We start from the raw sequence: 17812 nt of genomic DNA on the forward strand, positions 1-17812 counted from the left end.
GGGGGATAACGATGCGTATTACGACGTTTAATCAGTTTCAGGCAAATAAATATTACATGAATCAGTTGCAACAAAAGGCTGTAAATGAACAAATTCAAATCGCTACGGGGAAACAGTATAAAACAATCAGCGATGATCCGATAAGAGCCAATCAGGCTATGTTGGTGCAGGAGTCTATGGGCAGGATTGGTCAGTACATAAAAAATATCGATGATGCTGATACGATCGTTTCAAAGGTTGAACAGACCTTAGGTCAGGCCATTAATCTTATCCAATCCCTAAAGGAAGAAGGGCTTCGCGCTTCAAATGGAACGTATAGTGCAAGCGATCGGAACACGGTTGCTAAAACCATTGAGCAAGGCATACAACAACTGGTGAACCTTGCGAATCAGAAATATTTAGGGAAGTACATTTTTAGCGGAGAGGTAACTCAATCTCCTTCTTATGCCTATGACGGGATCACAGCAACCTATCAAGGAAACGGGAATGTTCCTGAAATTCAGACAAGCGCTTACCAAAGCACAAAGACAAGTTTTACTGGGGACGACGCGTTTCAAATGGCGTTCGATGCACTTATTGACCTGAGAGATCAAGTGCAATCAGGGAGTGCGGCGACGATTAGCACGGCTCTGGCAAGTGTTGATGCGGCTCTGGATGAAGTCGGAAATAAGCAGGCTGAGGCTGGCGTCCGAATGCAGAGTCTTGAATCGATACGAGGAGCTTTCCAATTCGAGCAACTTCAACTAGAGGAAAAGAAGGCAACAATCGAAGAAGTTGATTTCACTAAGATCGTCATGGAACACAGTCAAACTCAACAAATGTATCAAGCGGTTATCATGTCCAGCCAACGTATGAATCAGCTTAGCATATTGAATTTCATGTAAGTGATTTGCTTCGTGTAAGGGGGGGAGTAGCATGAGCGAATTGTTTGGCAATACACAAATGTCCTATTTTGGTGACCGTCTTCAATTGTGGGGGATGGGAAGTTCAGGTGGAGTAGACACAAAGAGTCTGTTAGAAGCTGAGTTGCAGATGTTGCAAATGAAAGATGTGCCTTACAACAACCAAAAGAGTATATATGAGCAAGAAAAGAAAGTCTGGGGAGAGGTAAAAAAGGGGTTAACATCGTTAACGGAATCCTTGGAAAATCTAAAATCCTTGTCATCGATTGATCGGAAAGCTGTTTCATCTGACGAGGAGGTTTTGGCTGTCTCCGCTACTAGTGAATCCATTGAAGGGCGATATGAGATACAGGTGCATCAATTGGCGCAGCGTCATAAAATATCGAGCGACAGCCTGGGAGATTCCTCAATTCCCATGGGGGTAGCTGGTGTGTTCCAGATAAATGGGAATGACGTTGTGGTGGATGACACGATGAGTCTGAATGATCTTGCCAGTCTTATTAACGATAACAGTTTCGGGGCCAAAGCTGTTGTGATAGGAGGGACGATGGTGTTTACATCTGAAGCTTCAGGAGAAGAAGGGGCCGTCGTTTTGAACGATCCAGAGGGAATCTTAACAGATCTGGGGTTCTTGGATTCAACTGGCGCTGTGAAAAATGAGATCAGAAAAGCGCAAAATGCATCATTAACCATAGACGGAATCTCGATCGATTCTTCCAACAACACCGTTTCAAATCCGATGACGGGCGTAACCATTACCCTGAAAGAAATAACGGAAACCCCTGTATATCTGACGATAGAGCGAAACAATGAAACCATTCAAGAAAAGGTTAGCGCTTTTGTTGAAGCCTACAATAAAGCCATCATGCAATTAAACACCTACACAGGAGAAGGAGCTGTGCTTCAAGGGGAGTCTCTTCTCAACACGCTACAAATGGAATTAAGTTCAAGGCTCATGAGACCCACGGATTCATCGTATTATTTATTTCAGGGAGGGGTACAAACAAACGGAAATGTAAATGACGGCACACTCGTTTTGGATGAAGCGATTCTTCAGGAAAAATTAAGTGAAAATCCCGATGAACTTCTTAAGCTTTTCGGGGGAGAAAACGGGATTGGACAGATTTTGTACAGCAAGATGAATGAAGTCACGAAAGCAGGGGGTTTGATTGATGGAAAGATCGATGGGATCGGGAAGAGCATAGAAGATATAAACGATACATTATTTAGGAACGCGGAGCAATTTGAATTACGAAAGGAAAAATTAATTGAGAAATATGCAAAATTTGAAATGATGATGACGAGTCTCCAATCACAAATGGATTACATGGAAGCAGCATTAGGGGGAATGGAGGGGGATCAGTAAATGAGTAATTGGAAACGGTTTGACCAGAATGAGTTTGTGACAAGTGATCCTGACAGCCTCACCATTCTTCTTTATGAACGTTGCCTGTTGTTTATGAAAAAGGCTCAAAAAGATTTTCATAGTGAAGATCACAAAGAGAGTGTTTTGAACGCCTTGGACAAGGCATATCGGATTGTTAACGAACTGTCCATGCAGTTAAACAAGGACGAAGCCCTTCCAGCGAGTGTTAAAGATGTGATCCAAAGCATGGAACAGGACTACTTAACGGCTGCTCTTTGTATTGAAGAGGCTGTCCATAATGGAAACCTTGAAAAATTAGACATTGCCATTCTAACGATTTCAAATCTGCTCGAGGCTTATCGGGAGGTAAAGCGTCGTGGACAATAAACGCGTTGAATCCTATTATGAAGCTTTGTTAACAGCTATAAAAGATGAAGATACACAACAGTTTCAATGTCTGCTTGAAAAGAGGAAGAAATGGCTGGAAGAAAATCGGGACCAAATGGCGTTTTGTATGGAAAAGGATCGAGCCCTCATGCAACTCCTCAACCAAAAGCAACGACATATTGGAGAGGATCTCGACCACATTCACAGTAAAAAGCATCTTCATCAGACGTACAATCAATTTTGAGATAACCACGTACCAGGTGGTTTTTTTTTATTAAAGAGAGGAGTCGCAAGGTTGGAATAAAAGAGTATAGATAGAAAACAAAATACAGATAAGAAGGGGGGGAGACTAGTTTCAGGTGAGCTGAAACTAGGATTTTCTATGTTTGGTGAGTATATAAATTTTATTGAAACAAACATGAATTTTGCAGCCAAAAACCGATCTTTAATATCAGACAATATAGGGAATTACAACACGCCTGACTACAAAACAAAGCGGTTGGACGAAAAGAGTTTTGAACGAACGTTCCCCATGATTACCTCCAATGATCAGCATATTCAGATCGATATGGACATGCAGGGCGGCAGTGGTGTGTATGAAGAGACAAAAGGGATAGCAAGACCCGACGGGAACAATGTTGATTTAAGTATTGAAATGATAGAGATGATTAAGAACAACACACGCTTTAATCAAACAATACAAGCGATAAATAAGGAATTTATGTTGAATAAAATCGCGATAGGTAAATAGGGGGGGAGCATATGGGAGATCTTTTGTCGAATATCGGTTCATCCTTAACGGGTAATAAAATGTGGATGGAGACCATTACGAACAACATAACCAATATGAACACAACAAGAACGGAGAATGGGGGGCCTTACAAAAGGCAGACCGTCCTTTTTAAGGATGTGTTAGACGGGGTTCAGGTCAAAAAAATTACCGTAAACGACAGTGTTAAAACGGTATTTAATCCAAATCACCCTGACGCCAACAAAGAAGGGTATGTAAATATGCCAGCCATTGATTTAACAGCTGAAATCACAAACCTTATGCAGTCTCAGAAAGGATATCAAGCCAGTGTAACGGCTTTAAATGCTGAGAAAAAAGTGATCGAGAAAACAAGTACCATCGGACAAAATTAAAAAAAGGAGAGGATCAAATGAACATCCAATTTAACCCCAATGTCATGTCGCCTCCGACAACTTCTTTTGGCAAAGACGGTTCCTCAGATAGTTTCGCTTCCCTCTTAAAACCCATCGACCAATTAAATGAAAAGGATACTGCTTCTAAAGAGATTATGAAGAGTGTGATAGAGGGCGATATAGACAATTATCACAACGCTTTAATTGCTGTTGAGAAGGTGGAACAACAGTTTCGTTTGTATGATTCAATCCGTACCAATGTTTTAGATGGTTACAAACAAATAATTAACATGCAAATATAATGGGATGTGTTAAATGATGACAAGCGTCATGCAAATATGGAAAAGATTAGCCATTTGGCAACAAATCTTGCTTGTTGCTCTGTTCGTGAGCGTAATCGGATTTGGAGTCTACCAAATGAAGCCTGACACCTATGAAGTCTTGTTTCCTAACCTGACTGCGGAAGAATCTCTTGAGATCCAAAATGAAATAGCAAAGATGAACATCCCGTTTCAAGTTCAAAATGATGGGTCTACTATTTTGGTCGATAATCTCTATGTCAGCGACGTCAAAATGAAACTAGCTCAACAAGGGTTGCCTTATTCAGGAGGTCCAGGGTTTGAGATATTAGATGGCGGAACGCTCGGGGCCACGAAATATGATAAAGAAAACAAAAATAAACAAGCCATCATCGGGGAAATCACAAGAGGTCTCGTCCAGGGATTCGATTCTATCGAAAAAGCCTATGTTCAGCTTGATTTTACAGAAAAAGAGCATTTCTTCGAAGAAGAAAAGGCGGGGTCGGCCAGTGTTAGCATACAGTTAAAAAGGGGGGTTCAATTGTCCCCTGAACAAATTCGTTCATTGCAGATTTTCGTGGCAGGTGCTGTTCAAAATTTAAGTGCGGATGATGTGGAGATCATGGACAAACGCACCATGGTCACATTGAGTCAGTCTGGAACGGAGCTATCGTCTTCAGCCGCCTATAACAAGCAACTTGAAATTGAGAACGCGGTGAAGGAGCAAATTATACAGGATTTAAGGCCAACGTTGTCTCGGGTTTTTGAGGAAGGGAACTATACCATTAATGTGCGACCGAAGATTAAGTTCGATGAGATCGTCCGCAATATAGAGGAGTATGGTGATAGTGTTCTTGTTAGTAAACGAAGCTTAAATGATAACAGCGAAACGAGCGAAGGGGAGCCGCTTCAAGAACCAGGTGTCGAATCAAATGGTACGGTTCCAGATTACGAAATGAATGAGGAAACGAAAGTGAGTTTATCGACCCATACGAAAGAAGAAATCATTGAAAATTTCGAAGTAGAAAAAACCATGTCCACCATAAAAGAGCACCCAGAACTGATCAATATGAATGTTAGCGTAACCATCAGTAAAGATGAAGTGGACAAACGATACATAGAAGATTTGGATGCTTATATTGATGAGTGGGAAAACATTATCGCACTTGCAGCTGGTATTGTTGTAGAAGAGGATGAAATGATCAACGGAAACGTATTAATATCCGTCCAGGAATACGCGGAAGCTCCTGACAATAATGTGGAACAGGATGCTTATGAAGGGTCTGAGCGTTCTAATGAAGATCAGCAAAGGATCGTGAAGTGGTCTGTTCTTGGCGGATTAGGAATTCTGATGGTTGTTCTCATGAGTCTGTTTATGATCCCGCGTCATAAAACAACTGAGAGTTCTCCTTCAACCAAAAAAGAAAAGGGGGCTATTCAAGAAGAGTCTGCTCGAACGGATTCCGAAGAGGAAGCTCTTTTACATGAAGTTCCGAATTTCGTGAACAAGCAAAAGGGACGTATGTACGAAGTTGAAGATTTTAGCGAGGAACAAACCCAACTGGCTGAAAAGGCAAAAGAAATTGCAGAGGATAACCCTCAACGCACAGCCGAGTTTATTAAAAAACAAATATTCGAGGAGTGATTGCGTTGGAAAATGAGCTTTTAAAAGAGATCGAGGGGCGGACCAGAGCTGCCCTCTTGCTCGCCTTTTTGCCTGTTCCTGTTCGCCAGAAGATTGTTGGGTTCCTTACAGATGAAGAAACGGCCATTATGGTAAAAGAAGTGACAGACCTGCCGCCATTTGGGGCTGACATCATTGAACAGATTCTTTTGGAATACATACGTTTTATCAAAGGCAACACGTACGGCGTTGTGCCAGGTGGTGTTGAAGAGGCACTGAAAATGTTAGAGGGGAACATGTCGGAACAAGATTACAATGACTACATGGCAAGATTATATGATGGTCAACATCATTTCTTTGAGCATCTGCTAAGAGTTGGGGATGTGGGTCCGCTGGCAACATTTCTCCAAAATGAAGATCCTCAAATGATTTCCCTGATCATGTCGTATATGAAACCGCCCAAAGCAGCTGAGTTGATGCAACGATTGCCTGATAAAAAGCAAGATGACATCGTAATCTCTTTAGCGCAGATGGGGCAAGCCAATCCCGATGCGGTGAAAGAGGTTGATGAGTATATCCGAGAGAGGATGAACTCATTTACTGTCGATGACACGAAAAAATCAGAGGGTGGCATTAAAAAGCTGACCAACATCTTAAACAATATTAACCGATCGACGGAGAAAAAGTTGTTCGAACGGCTGGAAAAGATTAATCCAAAACTCACTCAGGAGATCAAGGACAACATGTTCCTGTTTGAAGACCTGGTGGTGCTCGATATGTTAGCGATGCAAAAAGTCATTGAGAAAATCCCTAGTGATGAAATTATTGCAACCGCTCTGAAATCAGCGCCAGTCGAACTGCAAGAGCGTTTCTATCAGGCGATGCCGAATGCGAGAAAACGAGTTGTAGACGATGTGTCAGAAGGACTTCGTATACGGCAGCAGGATTCAGAAGAAGCGCAGCAAAAGATCGCAAATATTGTTAAGGATTTAGAACAAAACGACCCGAATTTCGTTATTCCAAGGGGGGCTGATGATGTCATCTTATAATCATATCCCCAAGGGTAAGGTGAGAATATCGCCGAACAGGATTATAGCGAATGATTCTGTCATCGCCAATGAAGAGGAATATAAAAGAGAAACGATAGAACATTATGTCGACCAAAACAAGAAACAGATTGAGAATGCGTATAATGAAGCGATGAAAGAGTTAGATATAAAAAAGCAAGAATGGTTCACTTCTTATCAAGAGCAAATAACAAGAGAAGCGATTGATAAGGCCAAAGAAGAGCTACGGTCTGAATACGAGGCAGATTTCAATAAGGCTCAAAAAATACTTGAACAGGCTAATCTTTACAAGAAAAATTTATACGAGGAAACCGAATCGCTGAAAGAAGCGTATTTAAAAGAGCAAGAGGATTCGATCGTCACACTTGTATTCGATTTGTTGAGGCTTTTGTTGGAAGAAGTAGAAACAGAGCGGGATGTTGTGCTGAAATCACTCCGAAAAATGGTGAAAGAGATGCCGAATGATTCTGCATCTGTTTCCATTCGGGTGCATCCAGACGTATATGAACGAGTGAAAGAGAAAGAATCGGGAGGTTTTAGGTTCTATGCCGATCTTTCACTTAATCAGTGTGACTTTGTTGTTGAAACAGAAAGTGAATATCTGGACGGAACGTTAACCTCGCGGTTGGAACAATTAAAAATGTACATAAAAGGAGAGGGTCTTCGTGTTTGATTTATCCAAGTATACTGGACATGGAAGAGCTCCTTTTTTGTCTTTTGGAGAAGTAATCTCAAACAATGGAACGACAATTTGCTCAAAAGGGCCCCGATCCCGTGTCGGTGATGTTGTAGAAGTTGGGAAGGGAAAAAGCTTGTGTGAGGTGATTTCGGTCTCAAGCAACCTCATTACCATGACTCCTTATTCTTTTACCCGAAGTATAGAAGTTGGTGATCGGGTCGTCAAAAAGGAGCGCGGGTTAAGAATGAAGCATCCTTCTGCATTCGTAGGAAAAGTGATTAACGGATTCGGGGAGTCGCTAGAAGGAGACTACGACATTCCTTACGAAGAAAAAGTGGAATTGTCGTTATATGGTGCAATCCCGAATGCTCTTCACAGAAGACGCATACAAACCCCGTTCGAAACAGGAGTGAAAGCGATCGATGCGACATTAACCATGGGGGAAGGGCAACGGATAGGAATATTCGCAGGAACAGGGGTCGGTAAAACAACTTTGCTGAGCATGATTGCACGAAATGCCGCTTCCGATATCAATGTAATTGCTTTAATCGGAGAAAGGGGCCGAGAAGTGAGAGAATTTATCGAAAAGAACCTAGGTGAAGAAGGCATGAAAAGAAGCATTTTAGTCGTATCCACCTCAGACGAAGGAGCTTTGATGCACATACGCGCTTCACAGCTGGCCATGTCGATTGCTGAGTATTTTCGTGATCAAGGACAAAATGTTTTGTTTATGATGGATTCCATATCCCGCTTTGCTATGGCTAAACGAGAAGTGGATATTGCGAGAGGGGAGATGCCGCTCGGAGGGAAAACCCCTTCGATGGAACCTGCCATGCAAAGACTTCTGGAGAGAGCGGGAACGAGCGATCGTGGTGTGATTACTGGCATTTTCACGGTGTTAGTTGAAGGAGATGATTTCGAAGGAGTTATCCCTGATACAGCAAGAGGGATATTAGATGGGCATATCGTGTTAGACCGAAAACTCGCTGCTCACAATCATTTCCCAGCCATCAATGTACTCGATTCCATCAGCCGTGTAATGGAAGACGTCTCAGATGAAAAGCATTGGGCGATGAACCGTGTGTTCCGTAAATACTACGCGTTATATAAACAAAATGAGGATAGTTTTATGTTTGGTGCTTATCAGCAGGGAAGAAATCAGGAATTAGATATGGCTTATCTTTTGTACCCGAAATTAAGTAAGTTTCTACAACAGGATGTAACGGAAACGTATGCTTTCAAAGATTCGTTAGAGCAATTGGAAGAGGTGTTGAAATGAAGAAATACAAAAGCAAGCTAAACGTACCTATTCGGATGGTGAACGAGGATATCGAAGAAGTGGAACGGAAACGAGCTGATTTATTCAATCGCATAACGAAGGGAGAAAAAGTCATTCATGATGAGGAGGAACGAAAGGCGGGGTTGCTCCAGTCTTGGGAAGAAGGAGAAACGATGCCTTCTTCTTTTTTTCGAAGTTTTGTGGGGAGTGAAGAAAAAACAAGAATTATTCATGAAATCGAGCAATGTCGAAACGACCTATTGAAACTGAACACACAACACAGGCAGCTCTGTAATAAACGAGAGCGTTTATTAGAATTGGATAAGAAAAGGAAAAGAGAGGTAGAGAGAGAAGTGGAGAAGGAGGAAGAACGAACCAACAATGAAATAGCCTTTCTTCGAAAAAAGGAGGGGATGTGATGATAAGTCTGTCGGTAATGGATTTATATTCAATGGTTGCCCTTGGGGGCAGCGGTTTGAAAGGTTTGAACACAGAAAAGCAAAGTGAAAGCGTGTTTTCGTTGTCAGGGATTAAAGAGGAAGCGGCCTCAGCAGGAAAAACGGCAGTAAATAAAGCGCCATTATCGTTAAGGTTGCCAGAAAATGCATGGCAATCCAGGGCGGGTGCACTTCCGCAAGGAGAAATGGAAACGAAACTATCTGAAGAAGCTATCCCGTTCATGAAAATCCAGGGAAAGGAAGCCGTTTCATTCTTTTTGGAAGAAACAAAAGGTGAGCCTCTGTATATGCTGCAAGAGGAGGTGGGGAGCCTGGTCCTTGTTCCTGAAGAAGTGCTGAACAAATGGAAGGCTGTCCTCTCTGCTGATCCTAACCAAGAAAATGAACAGTTGAGTGTGCTTCGGAAAGTGGTGGAGGCGGCTGTCCCTTTTGGAACACGACCAACGGAAGGGATGGACGACAATGTTTCACATGAAACATTACAAAAGGACAGCTTTCCTCAAATAAAGAAGAAAACTGACAATGTTTCACATGAAACAAACCTCCATTCTTTTACAAGGAAGGAAGAGGTCATATCTGAAGTGACTCAAGAGAAGACAGGCATCTCGAACCTTGATAAGAATGCAGAGAGCGAGGGTGTAGCGGTTTATTATGCTCCCCGAAATATAGGCGATTTGCTCACAAAGAGCATAAGACAAGAAACAACAAATCAACAACAGCCTGTTCCTGTTCCTGTACCTGATGGCGGAAGAAAAGAAGGGGCCACACAACTTATCCATATGAATCAAAAAATGGTCGACACACATGATTTCGTGAAGCAAGTGCAGTTTTTAAGAAATGTAGAAAAAGAGATCGGTCACTTAACGACAAATGCAAATCCAGTACCCCCCGCTCCTTCGCCTTTAAAACCCACAACAGGAGTTCTGTTTTCAAAAGATCATACTACATTAGCAACTCATTCAGAGAGTGGTGCAGATGCTGTTCTACCCCCGTTCCTCATGGCGGATAAATCGACTCCTTCCTTGATTGGGGGATCAGAAGAAAAAGGGGGAGCGACGATTGGAGAATTAAAAGCCTCCGTTGCTGAGACTGTAAAGGTGTATGCAGATTATAAATTCATAGGACCGAAGAAAATATCCCTTTCTTTAAATCCGAATCATTTGGGCTCTGTTCAGGTTGTAGTTGAAAAAACAGGTGATGTTGTGCAAGCTCACATTAAAGTGACGGAAGAATCAGCGAAAGGGCAAGTTGAACGAGCGATGGAACAAGTTCGGGATGAAATGCGCGAACGTAATATTGACTTTCAGTTCCGAGTGGAAGAAAAACGTGATCACGAAGAACGGCAAGAAAAAAGAAAGGAACAACACAATACCTTGAAGAATAATCAGACGAACGGTGCTGAACATGATTTTAAGGAATTTTTATTATCTCTGGGAGGCGAAGAACATGGAGATTTCTAGTGTAACTCCATTAAACCAACAATTAAAGACCGAATCGTCACAAGATAATTCATTTAACTTAGGGAAAGATGATTTTCTGAAACTCTTTATGGAAGGATTGAAGCATCAAGATCCTCTGAATCCGATGAAGAATGATGAAATGATGAGTCAGATTGCGCAATTAGGTTTCATGGAACAAGTAACGAAAATGTCTAAGAGCGTAGAGGCCCTTCAGGAATCCGTTACAGGGAATCAGTTACAGCAGGGTTCCGCATTCATCGGAAAAACGATAACTGCATTCGATGGAAATAATGAAAACCCTATTGTAGGTGTGGTGCAAGGGGTCAGAAAAAATGACGCAGAGAACCTGATTGAATTTTTGCTTGAAAATGACACGGTTCAATTAGGGCAAATCAAAGAAGTGTCTCTATCAAGGGGGGATATGAATGTTAAGAGCGATGTATAATGGAACGTCTGGGATGGGTGCCGCACAGAAAGCGTTGTCTACCATATCAAATGATATTGCTAACTCCAATACAGTTGGGTTTAAGCAACAGCGGACTCAATTTGGTGAAGTGTTTTTTCAACAATTAAAGTCACCTAGCGCGCCTGGGCAAAATCTAGCAGGGACAAATCCTATCGATATAGGAAATGGTGTGCAGGTAACAGCCATTGAAAATGATTTTTCGAACGGGAATATTACATACACTGGAAATAAAACCGATATGGCTATACAAGGAGATGGCTTCTTTATTTTGGGGGACAACAATGCGAGGGATCGATTATATACCAAAGCAGGTAACTTCCAAATTTCTAAGGAAAACCAATTAACGTCGAAGACAGGAAAGTATGTTTTAGGGTGGAATATGGATCCTTTAACAGGAGATATCAATACAGGTGCGACACTTGAACCGATTCAGTTGGCATTGGGACAAATCAGCCAGCCAAAAGAATCTACATTTATGAATCTGAAAGGGAATCTTGATATGGAAATGCCTCAGGGACAAATGTACGGTCTTCAAGCGGCAACTTGGGATCGGCTGGGTGTGAGGCATGACATAGACTTCAACTTCATTAAAACGTCTGGAAACACGTTCCGATATACAGCTGTTCCAACGGACCAATTCAAACCTTCCGCCAGCATCACGGCTGCGGTCTTCCGATCTTCTGAAGCGGTTGCTTCCATGCTTCAAAAAGGTGACTACCAGTTGCAGGCTAATCCGAGCGCCACTCCTGGTATGGTGGATATATCTGTCGTGGATCCTGGTGGTTCTACCGTTTTTACCCAAACCATAACGGATGTAGACCAACCAGTAACACTTGGAGATGGAACGAATTCGTGGTTCAGCATTCAATATGCAAGCGGGAATGCGCCTAGTGCAGCCTCTTTCACAATCGGAGAAGTGGGGGATATTACATTTGATGCTCTAGGTCAGGTTCAATCCATCACAGGTTCAGGCGCTTCAGGTGGGCCGCTTGTCAGTTACACCCCTGATTCAACGGGGCAGTTGGTTAATATTGATGTGGATATGCTTTCGTTCACAGGGCTTGCAGCGGACAATGGCATCAGTGTAACGGATACAGATGGAATGCCAGCTTCCACGCTGACCAATTTCACCATTACAGATGGAGGGAAGGTTGACGGGTATTATTCGGATGGATCCATTAAAACGATCGCACAAGTCGCAACAGCAACATTCTCCAATCAATCTGGCCTAACACGTGTTGGTGACGGTTCTTTCTTGCCTACGCCCAATTCAGGTATAGCTGATGTTGGTCTTCCGTCAACAGGACCTCGAGGTCAAGTGAAAGCGCAGGCGTTAGAATCATCCAATGTAGATATTGCTGATGAGTTCACTGAAATGGTTACCATCCAAAAGTTATTTCAGGGGAATTCGAAAGTCATTACAATCGGGGAAGAAATTTTGTCCACTGTGATTAATCTTATTCGGTAGAGGAGCGATCAGCTTCTCTTTTTTTGTTAGAAAGGGTTCTTGCAGAAATAGAAGAAAAATAAAGAGACTATCTTTTGACAAACGTCCTGTTTTTAGTACTATGCGTAGGCATATATCCGCTTAAATGGAGGGGTGTATATGATTCTTCTCTCGAAGAAAATGACAAACGAAAGGTTTTATTTGAATCATCGGTTAATCGAACGGATTGAATGCCGCGAGGATACTGTCATTATGTTGACAAGCGGGAAATGTTATATGGTCTCAGAAACCCCAGAGCAAGTTCGGGAGAGAATCATTGAGTACGAAAACAAGAACAGCAAAGGGGGGTGAACGAATATGAACTTGTCTCAAATGGATTTAGGTATCATTGGAGAAATTGGAAATATTAGCGTAGGAGGAGCTGCCTCTTCATTAAGTAACTTCGTCCATAAAATGGTGAACATATCGGTGCCAGATACAAAGATTATGACATTTGAGGAATTGAAAAAGAGGTTTCCGTCCACTGTCGTTTACGCCAAAATCGATTATGATAACGGGATGGAAGGCTCCAATCTTTTGTTGATGCATAAAGAAGAAGCTTTAGAACTCTCAAAGATTATTGTAAAGGAAAAGTTAGGTGAGGAGATTGAAGGATGGAACGCTTATGCTGAGAATGTATTAGCTGAAGTCTTTAATATAATGGTTGGCCACATGTCGAGTGTGATGGGTGAAATGTTTCACCAGTCCATAAAAGTCAAAGTGCCAACGACATACGATGAATTACACCGATTGGATGTATTCCCAAACGATGAAAAACTGGTATCAGTTTGGTTCGAAGTAAGGATAGAGAATGCATTTAAGTTAAAGGTGGTCAAACTTCTAAACAGTGAACAGGCACACTATATGGTTAACAAAATAAAGGAGGATCACCACCTATGAGTGAAATCAATCCAAAGGCTTTAAGAGGCGTTACGATGAAGATGGAATTTGAAACGGGAAGGTGCATCAAAACAATCGAGGATGTTCTGTCACTAGAAAAAGGGGCTAGTATCACCTTAGATAATAAAGCGGGCGTGATCCCTATTACGTTGAACCGTTCGCCTTTCGGGAAAGGCGTTATTCTTCGAAAAGATGGGTTCATGTATGTCCAAATAACAGAACGTAATCGGTAAAAAAAGGGGGGGTTTTTATGACTAAAAACATTATGGTGGTAGATGATGCGTTTTTCATGCGGAAAGTGTTAAAAGAGATTTTAAAAAAAGGCGGATACGAGGTTGTAGCCCAAGTGGACAACGGGGTCAAAGGCGTTCAAACGTATAAGGAGTTTTTTGGGGATGAAAACAAGAAAATCGACCTCGTCTTGATGGACATCACGATGCCTGAAATGGACGGGATTACGGCCTTAAAGAAAATCATGGAGTTTGACCGTAATGCGAAAGTCGTTATGTGCACAGCTTTAAACATGCAGGATAAGGTTGTTTTGTCGGCAAAGATGGGCGCTAAAGATTTCATCGTCAAACCATTTAACGCTCAGATCGTTTTGGAGAAGGTAAACAATTGCTTCAAATAATAAACCAGGCTGGTGATAAAAGTGGCTGATGAATTATCCCAAAAACAAATTGATGCTATATTCAAAGGCGGCGAAGAAAAGCTGAGTGAAATGGCTCAAAAAGACAGTGGTTTAGGTAGTTACGAACAATATGATTTCAACCGACCCGATATGTTTAACAGAGACCATCTTAACAGTCTTAGAAGTATTTCATCGAACTTTGCGAGAGGGTTGTCTCAGTTCTTGTCCGCTTCCCTGCGGACTAATGTTGAATTTAAGTTAAAAAGCAAAGGAGCGGTAGAGCAAGTCCCTTTTGCATCTGAATATGTGAAGGAGCTTGTCGAAAACTACTTTGCTTTTTGCATCACAGAACTGGGGGTAGAAGGGCTCGGTGCCGTTATTTTGGAATTTGATTTAGACCTCGTTTTGGCTATTCAAACCAATTATTTGGGAGGTGGGGATAGTTTGAAATTTGAGGACAAGCGACGAGCTTTGTCTCCTCCAGAGATGCGGATAATGGAAGGTTGGGTAAAAAAGATCGTTTTAGAACAATTAACAGAAGCCTTCAAACAAGTCATTACGTTTCAGTTTCAGATTGAAAAAATTGAAACGGACCCACAGCATTTGCTTAGGGTAACCAGAGATTCAGATATGCTCGCGATTTTGTCGTTTGATTTGGAGCATGAACGCGATGGCGAAAGAGTCGTGAAGGAATCGGTTATTCGTTTGTGTATCCCTCATCAATCAATAGAACCAATTATACATGAGTTCACCACTGATAATATCCGAGAGTTTACGGTCGATAATCAAGATTCCAATGACAGATTGTACATAGAAGACCATATCAAAATGGTAAAAAGAGAGCTAGAAATTGAATTGGGTAAAAGCGCTATGACGGTGCGTGATCTTATGAAAATTGAAGTTGATGACTATATTGAGCTGTCGCAAAAAATAAACAAGCCGTTAGTTGCAACCATTGATAATAAGCCAAAATTTAGTTGCAGACCTGGCAAATCTGGGATATGGAAAGGTGTCAGAATCGTAGAATTTGCTAAAAAGGGGGATGTTGAAGTTGAGTAAAGACTGGATAGAAGATGAAGATTTGCAACAGGTGTTCGGAACAGGTGAAGAAGGGGTGGAGGTGCAGGAGGTAGAGTTTCAAGAGTTCGAAGAGACCCAAGAAAGAGGGGACGCTGCTTCTTTGGAACTGCTCTATGACCTGCCTGTTGAAATACGTGTTTTGTTTGGCTCTGTTGAACTCTACATTGAAGAAATAACAAATCTGAAAGAAAAGGATGTTATCCCTCTTGATAAATTAGCTGGGGAACCCGTTGATGTTCTTGCAGGAGGGGTGTTAATCGCTAAAGGGAAGGTGGTTGTGAATGAAGAGCATTTCGGTGTGATTATATCTGAAGTTCTTCCTCCGAAAGAGCGATTGCAACGCTTGCGTAAAAAATTATTATAGGGGGAACTCGAATGGAATATCTGGTAAATATGTTGCAAATCTTCCTTGTTCTCGGTGTTTTCACACTCGGAACCTATCTTTTGATGAAAAAATTGAAAAACAAGCAATTTAGGAGATTGAGCTCTAATCGAATGATTCAGGTTATAGATGGAGTGCAGATTGGAATGAAAGATGAAGTCATGTTATTAAAAATTGGTAGCGAATATATCGTTATGAGTACCAATAATGGTCAGATGATAGGACTCCGTCAGAAAGAGATCTTGCCAATTGAAGATGATTTTCATAAGCTGTTGCAAAAAGATGGTTCGTCTCCACTGTCTTCAACGTTTGTACAACGGCTTAAAAAGAAGGTGGCGCGCGGATGATCAGAAAAGCGTTTTTACCGCTCTTGTTCATGTGTATGCTACTCCCCTCTACGATTCACGCCACTACTGGAATAGACCTTCAAATGAACCTCGGAAGTGAAGATTACTCAGAACCAATCAAAATTTTTATTCTTATGACTGTCCTTGCCATATCCCCTTCTATTCTTATTATGTTCACATGTTTTACTCATATTATTATCGTGCTCAGCTTGACACGCCAAGCTCTCGGAACCATGACCCTGCCCCCTAATCCTGTATTAACAGGCTTTGCTTTGTTCTTAACCATATTTATTATGATGCCTGTTTTGGATGAAATAAAAACAGAAGCGTATGTCCCTTATGAGAATGAAGAAATAACGTTAAAAGAAGCGATTACAACATCAGAAGGAACGATCAAACGGTTTATGGTTAAAAATACATATACAGATGATTTAAAAGCATTTATTTGGATGGGGAATGAGGAAGAACCTGAAAAAATAGAAGATGTCTCGATATGGACGGCTATTCCTGCTTACACTGTTTCTCAAATATCGAAAGGTTTTTTCACTGGACTCATGATTTATGGAGCTTTCGCTTTTATAGATATTTTAGTCGGGTCCATTTTGATGTTCATGGGGATGTTTATGTTACCTCCTCAAATGGTCAGCCTTCCTCTTAAATTATTAGTTTTTGTCTTTATAGGGGGATTCAACAAAATCATAGAAGTGTTATTCCACTCGATCACCGTATAGCGTCCATAAGGGCGTTTTTTCTTATGCGAAGGGCTTTTGCTAAAACACAGCAATAGAAGGTTATGTGAGGAGAAGAGGGGTGAGTCTCGGTGGATGTAAGTTCTGTTATAGAAATGTTTCGTTATATGGTTTTGAATGGGTTGCAAATTATTGCGCTTCCGCTTGTGGCTAGTTTATTTGTGGCCATTGTTGTCGGGGTCGTGCAGGCCGTCATGCAAATACAGGAGCAAACATTATCTTTTTTCCCTAAAATGCTTGTTCTGTTCGGTGTAATTTATTGGCTTGGCTCATGGATGTTAGAAAAAACCGTAGTGCTTATACAAGATTTTTTAATTTCCATTCCAGGGATGATGTAAATGATAGAAATTCCATTTGTAATGAATCTCTTGTTGGCAATGTCAAGGATAACGACGTTCGTCTTTATGACGCCTTTCCTTAAGGGGAGGACGGTTCCGAATATGGCGAAATTGGTGATCAGTGTTGCGTTATCCGTGTACGCAGCTCGCAACATGGAGGATGTGGACGTAAGCGGGATTATTCCTTTTGCAGCGATGATTATGATGCAAATCATGATCGGGCTTTTGCTCGCCTATATTACGGAACTTGTTTTTTCGGGTGCGCAAATGGCAGGGGGGATCATTGACCTGGACATGGGGTTTTCACAGTCATCGTTGCTTGACCCAAGCGGAGGGGCTCGCATAACAGTCGTATCCAACTTGTTTTCCATCCTTTTTATGATCGTCTTTTTGGCGCTCGGGGGATTTCAAGCTTTGATGTATACCGTCATGTATTCCTTTGATTTCTTGAACATGGATGTTGTAGGAGATAAAGATTTGTGGTTTTCGCTTATTGTAGAAGTATTTGGGTACTCGTTGTCGATGGCGATTCAAATTGCCATTCCTTTAATGGCAAGCATGTTCATCGTGAATTTTATGATTTTAATCATAGGAAGGATGGCTCCTCAAATGAATATACTCATGAATATGTTTGCTATCAAAATAGCAGTTGGACTTTGTTTCCTGTTTTTGAGCGTTCCTCTGTTAGGGGAGCTTTTTGCAGGGATGACTGACGAATTACGAGCTTTTCATTATGATGCGATTGAATTGCTTCTCAAAAAATAGGAGG

At 41.6% G+C, this 17812-nt stretch carries 25 protein-coding genes; all 25 read left to right on the forward strand.

From position 1 onward, the window contains the following. Positions 1 to 11: 11 nt before the first annotated feature. The 25 genes from flgL (at position 12) to IMZ31_RS21100 (ending at position 17808) form a co-directional block, all read left to right on the forward strand. Positions 12 to 884 carry a flagellar hook-associated protein FlgL gene (flgL, locus tag IMZ31_RS20980; protein ID WP_207531485.1) on the forward strand — a complete coding sequence of 291 codons (873 nt, stop codon included), beginning with the start codon at positions 12 to 14 and terminating at the stop codon, positions 882 to 884. Between the two features lie 31 nt (positions 885 to 915). Next, entirely contained in the window at positions 916 to 2268 is a 1353-nt protein-coding gene (fliD, locus tag IMZ31_RS20985) for a flagellar filament capping protein FliD (protein WP_207531486.1), read from the forward strand. Then, the gene (locus IMZ31_RS20990) at positions 2269 to 2655 is read left to right on the forward strand and encodes a flagellar protein FliS (RefSeq protein WP_207531487.1); all 387 of its coding nucleotides are present in this window, start codon (positions 2269 to 2271) and stop codon (positions 2653 to 2655) included. Then, complete coding sequence (locus tag IMZ31_RS20995) at positions 2645 to 2899, forward strand: hypothetical protein (protein WP_207531488.1); 255 nt, start codon at positions 2645 to 2647, stop codon at positions 2897 to 2899. Before IMZ31_RS20990 ends, IMZ31_RS20995 begins: the two co-directional genes overlap by 11 nt. A 138-nt stretch (positions 2900 to 3037) precedes the next feature. Next, positions 3038 to 3406 (forward strand): flagellar basal body rod protein FlgB, encoded by a 369-nt coding sequence (flgB, locus tag IMZ31_RS21000; RefSeq protein ID WP_207531489.1) that lies wholly within the window; start codon positions 3038 to 3040, stop codon positions 3404 to 3406. Between the two features lie 11 nt (positions 3407 to 3417). Further along, on the forward strand, positions 3418 to 3798 hold the full coding sequence (locus IMZ31_RS21005) for a flagellar basal body rod C-terminal domain-containing protein (protein ID WP_207531490.1): 381 nt from the start codon (positions 3418 to 3420) through the stop codon (positions 3796 to 3798). A gap of 17 nt (positions 3799 to 3815) precedes the next feature. Next, the gene (locus IMZ31_RS21010) at positions 3816 to 4100 is read left to right on the forward strand and encodes a flagellar hook-basal body complex protein FliE (protein ID WP_207531491.1); all 285 of its coding nucleotides are present in this window, start codon (positions 3816 to 3818) and stop codon (positions 4098 to 4100) included. 13 nt (positions 4101 to 4113) lie between these two features. After that, a complete protein-coding gene (fliF, locus tag IMZ31_RS21015; protein WP_207531492.1) occupies positions 4114 to 5742 on the forward strand; it encodes a flagellar basal-body MS-ring/collar protein FliF in 1629 nt (542 codons plus the stop codon). Between the two features lie 5 nt (positions 5743 to 5747). Beyond that, positions 5748 to 6770: a flagellar motor switch protein FliG gene (locus IMZ31_RS21020; protein WP_207531493.1), complete on the forward strand. Its 1023-nt coding sequence runs from the start codon at positions 5748 to 5750 to the stop codon at positions 6768 to 6770. Then, positions 6757 to 7461, forward strand: coding sequence for a FliH/SctL family protein (locus tag IMZ31_RS21025; RefSeq protein WP_207531494.1), 705 nt, complete (start codon positions 6757 to 6759; stop codon positions 7459 to 7461). Before IMZ31_RS21020 ends, IMZ31_RS21025 begins: the two co-directional genes overlap by 14 nt. After that, the gene (locus IMZ31_RS21030; protein ID WP_207531495.1) at positions 7454 to 8746 is read left to right on the forward strand and encodes a FliI/YscN family ATPase; all 1293 of its coding nucleotides are present in this window, start codon (positions 7454 to 7456) and stop codon (positions 8744 to 8746) included. Before IMZ31_RS21025 ends, IMZ31_RS21030 begins: the two co-directional genes overlap by 8 nt. Next, a complete protein-coding gene (locus IMZ31_RS21035) occupies positions 8743 to 9165 on the forward strand; it encodes a hypothetical protein (RefSeq protein WP_207531496.1) in 423 nt (140 codons plus the stop codon). Before IMZ31_RS21030 ends, IMZ31_RS21035 begins: the two co-directional genes overlap by 4 nt. Continuing rightward, the gene (locus IMZ31_RS21040) at positions 9165 to 10664 is read left to right on the forward strand and encodes a flagellar hook-length control protein FliK (protein WP_207531497.1); all 1500 of its coding nucleotides are present in this window, start codon (positions 9165 to 9167) and stop codon (positions 10662 to 10664) included. Before IMZ31_RS21035 ends, IMZ31_RS21040 begins: the two co-directional genes overlap by 1 nt. Next, complete coding sequence (locus IMZ31_RS21045) at positions 10651 to 11109, forward strand: flagellar hook assembly protein FlgD (RefSeq protein WP_207531498.1); 459 nt, start codon at positions 10651 to 10653, stop codon at positions 11107 to 11109. Before IMZ31_RS21040 ends, IMZ31_RS21045 begins: the two co-directional genes overlap by 14 nt. Further along, entirely contained in the window at positions 11090 to 12598 is a 1509-nt protein-coding gene (locus IMZ31_RS21050) for a flagellar hook protein FlgE (RefSeq protein ID WP_207531499.1), read from the forward strand. The genes IMZ31_RS21045 and IMZ31_RS21050 overlap by 20 nt, the downstream gene beginning before the upstream one ends. Positions 12599 to 12736: 138 nt before the next feature. Next, entirely contained in the window at positions 12737 to 12928 is a 192-nt protein-coding gene (locus IMZ31_RS21055) for a flagellar FlbD family protein (protein WP_207531500.1), read from the forward strand. A 6-nt stretch (positions 12929 to 12934) separates the two neighbouring features. Then, positions 12935 to 13516 (forward strand): chemotaxis protein CheC, encoded by a 582-nt coding sequence (locus IMZ31_RS21060; RefSeq protein ID WP_207531501.1) that lies wholly within the window; start codon positions 12935 to 12937, stop codon positions 13514 to 13516. Then, positions 13513 to 13749: a FliM/FliN family flagellar motor switch protein gene (locus IMZ31_RS21065; protein WP_207531502.1), complete on the forward strand. Its 237-nt coding sequence runs from the start codon at positions 13513 to 13515 to the stop codon at positions 13747 to 13749. Before IMZ31_RS21060 ends, IMZ31_RS21065 begins: the two co-directional genes overlap by 4 nt. A 17-nt stretch (positions 13750 to 13766) precedes the next feature. Beyond that, a complete protein-coding gene (locus tag IMZ31_RS21070) occupies positions 13767 to 14147 on the forward strand; it encodes a response regulator (RefSeq protein WP_207531503.1) in 381 nt (126 codons plus the stop codon). Positions 14148 to 14168: 21 nt separating this feature from the next. Further along, entirely contained in the window at positions 14169 to 15206 is a 1038-nt protein-coding gene (gene fliM / locus IMZ31_RS21075; RefSeq protein WP_207531504.1) for a flagellar motor switch protein FliM, read from the forward strand. After that, positions 15199 to 15591: a FliM/FliN family flagellar motor switch protein gene (locus IMZ31_RS21080; protein WP_207531505.1), complete on the forward strand. Its 393-nt coding sequence runs from the start codon at positions 15199 to 15201 to the stop codon at positions 15589 to 15591. The genes fliM and IMZ31_RS21080 overlap by 8 nt, the downstream gene beginning before the upstream one ends. A gap of 11 nt (positions 15592 to 15602) precedes the next feature. Continuing rightward, entirely contained in the window at positions 15603 to 15956 is a 354-nt protein-coding gene (locus tag IMZ31_RS21085) for a flagellar biosynthetic protein FliO (RefSeq protein WP_207531506.1), read from the forward strand. Further along, a complete protein-coding gene (locus IMZ31_RS21090; RefSeq protein ID WP_207531507.1) occupies positions 15953 to 16687 on the forward strand; it encodes a flagellar type III secretion system pore protein FliP in 735 nt (244 codons plus the stop codon). Before IMZ31_RS21085 ends, IMZ31_RS21090 begins: the two co-directional genes overlap by 4 nt. Before the next feature lie 89 nt (positions 16688 to 16776). Further along, positions 16777 to 17043 carry a flagellar biosynthetic protein FliQ gene (locus IMZ31_RS21095; RefSeq protein ID WP_207531508.1) on the forward strand — a complete coding sequence of 89 codons (267 nt, stop codon included), beginning with the start codon at positions 16777 to 16779 and terminating at the stop codon, positions 17041 to 17043. 21 nt (positions 17044 to 17064) lie between these two features. Then, positions 17065 to 17808, forward strand: a complete 744-nt coding sequence (locus IMZ31_RS21100) for a flagellar biosynthetic protein FliR (RefSeq protein WP_256438043.1) — start codon at positions 17065 to 17067, stop codon at positions 17806 to 17808. Positions 17809 to 17812: the final 4 nt, after the last annotated feature.

The organism is Pontibacillus sp. ALD_SL1, from assembly GCF_017355605.1.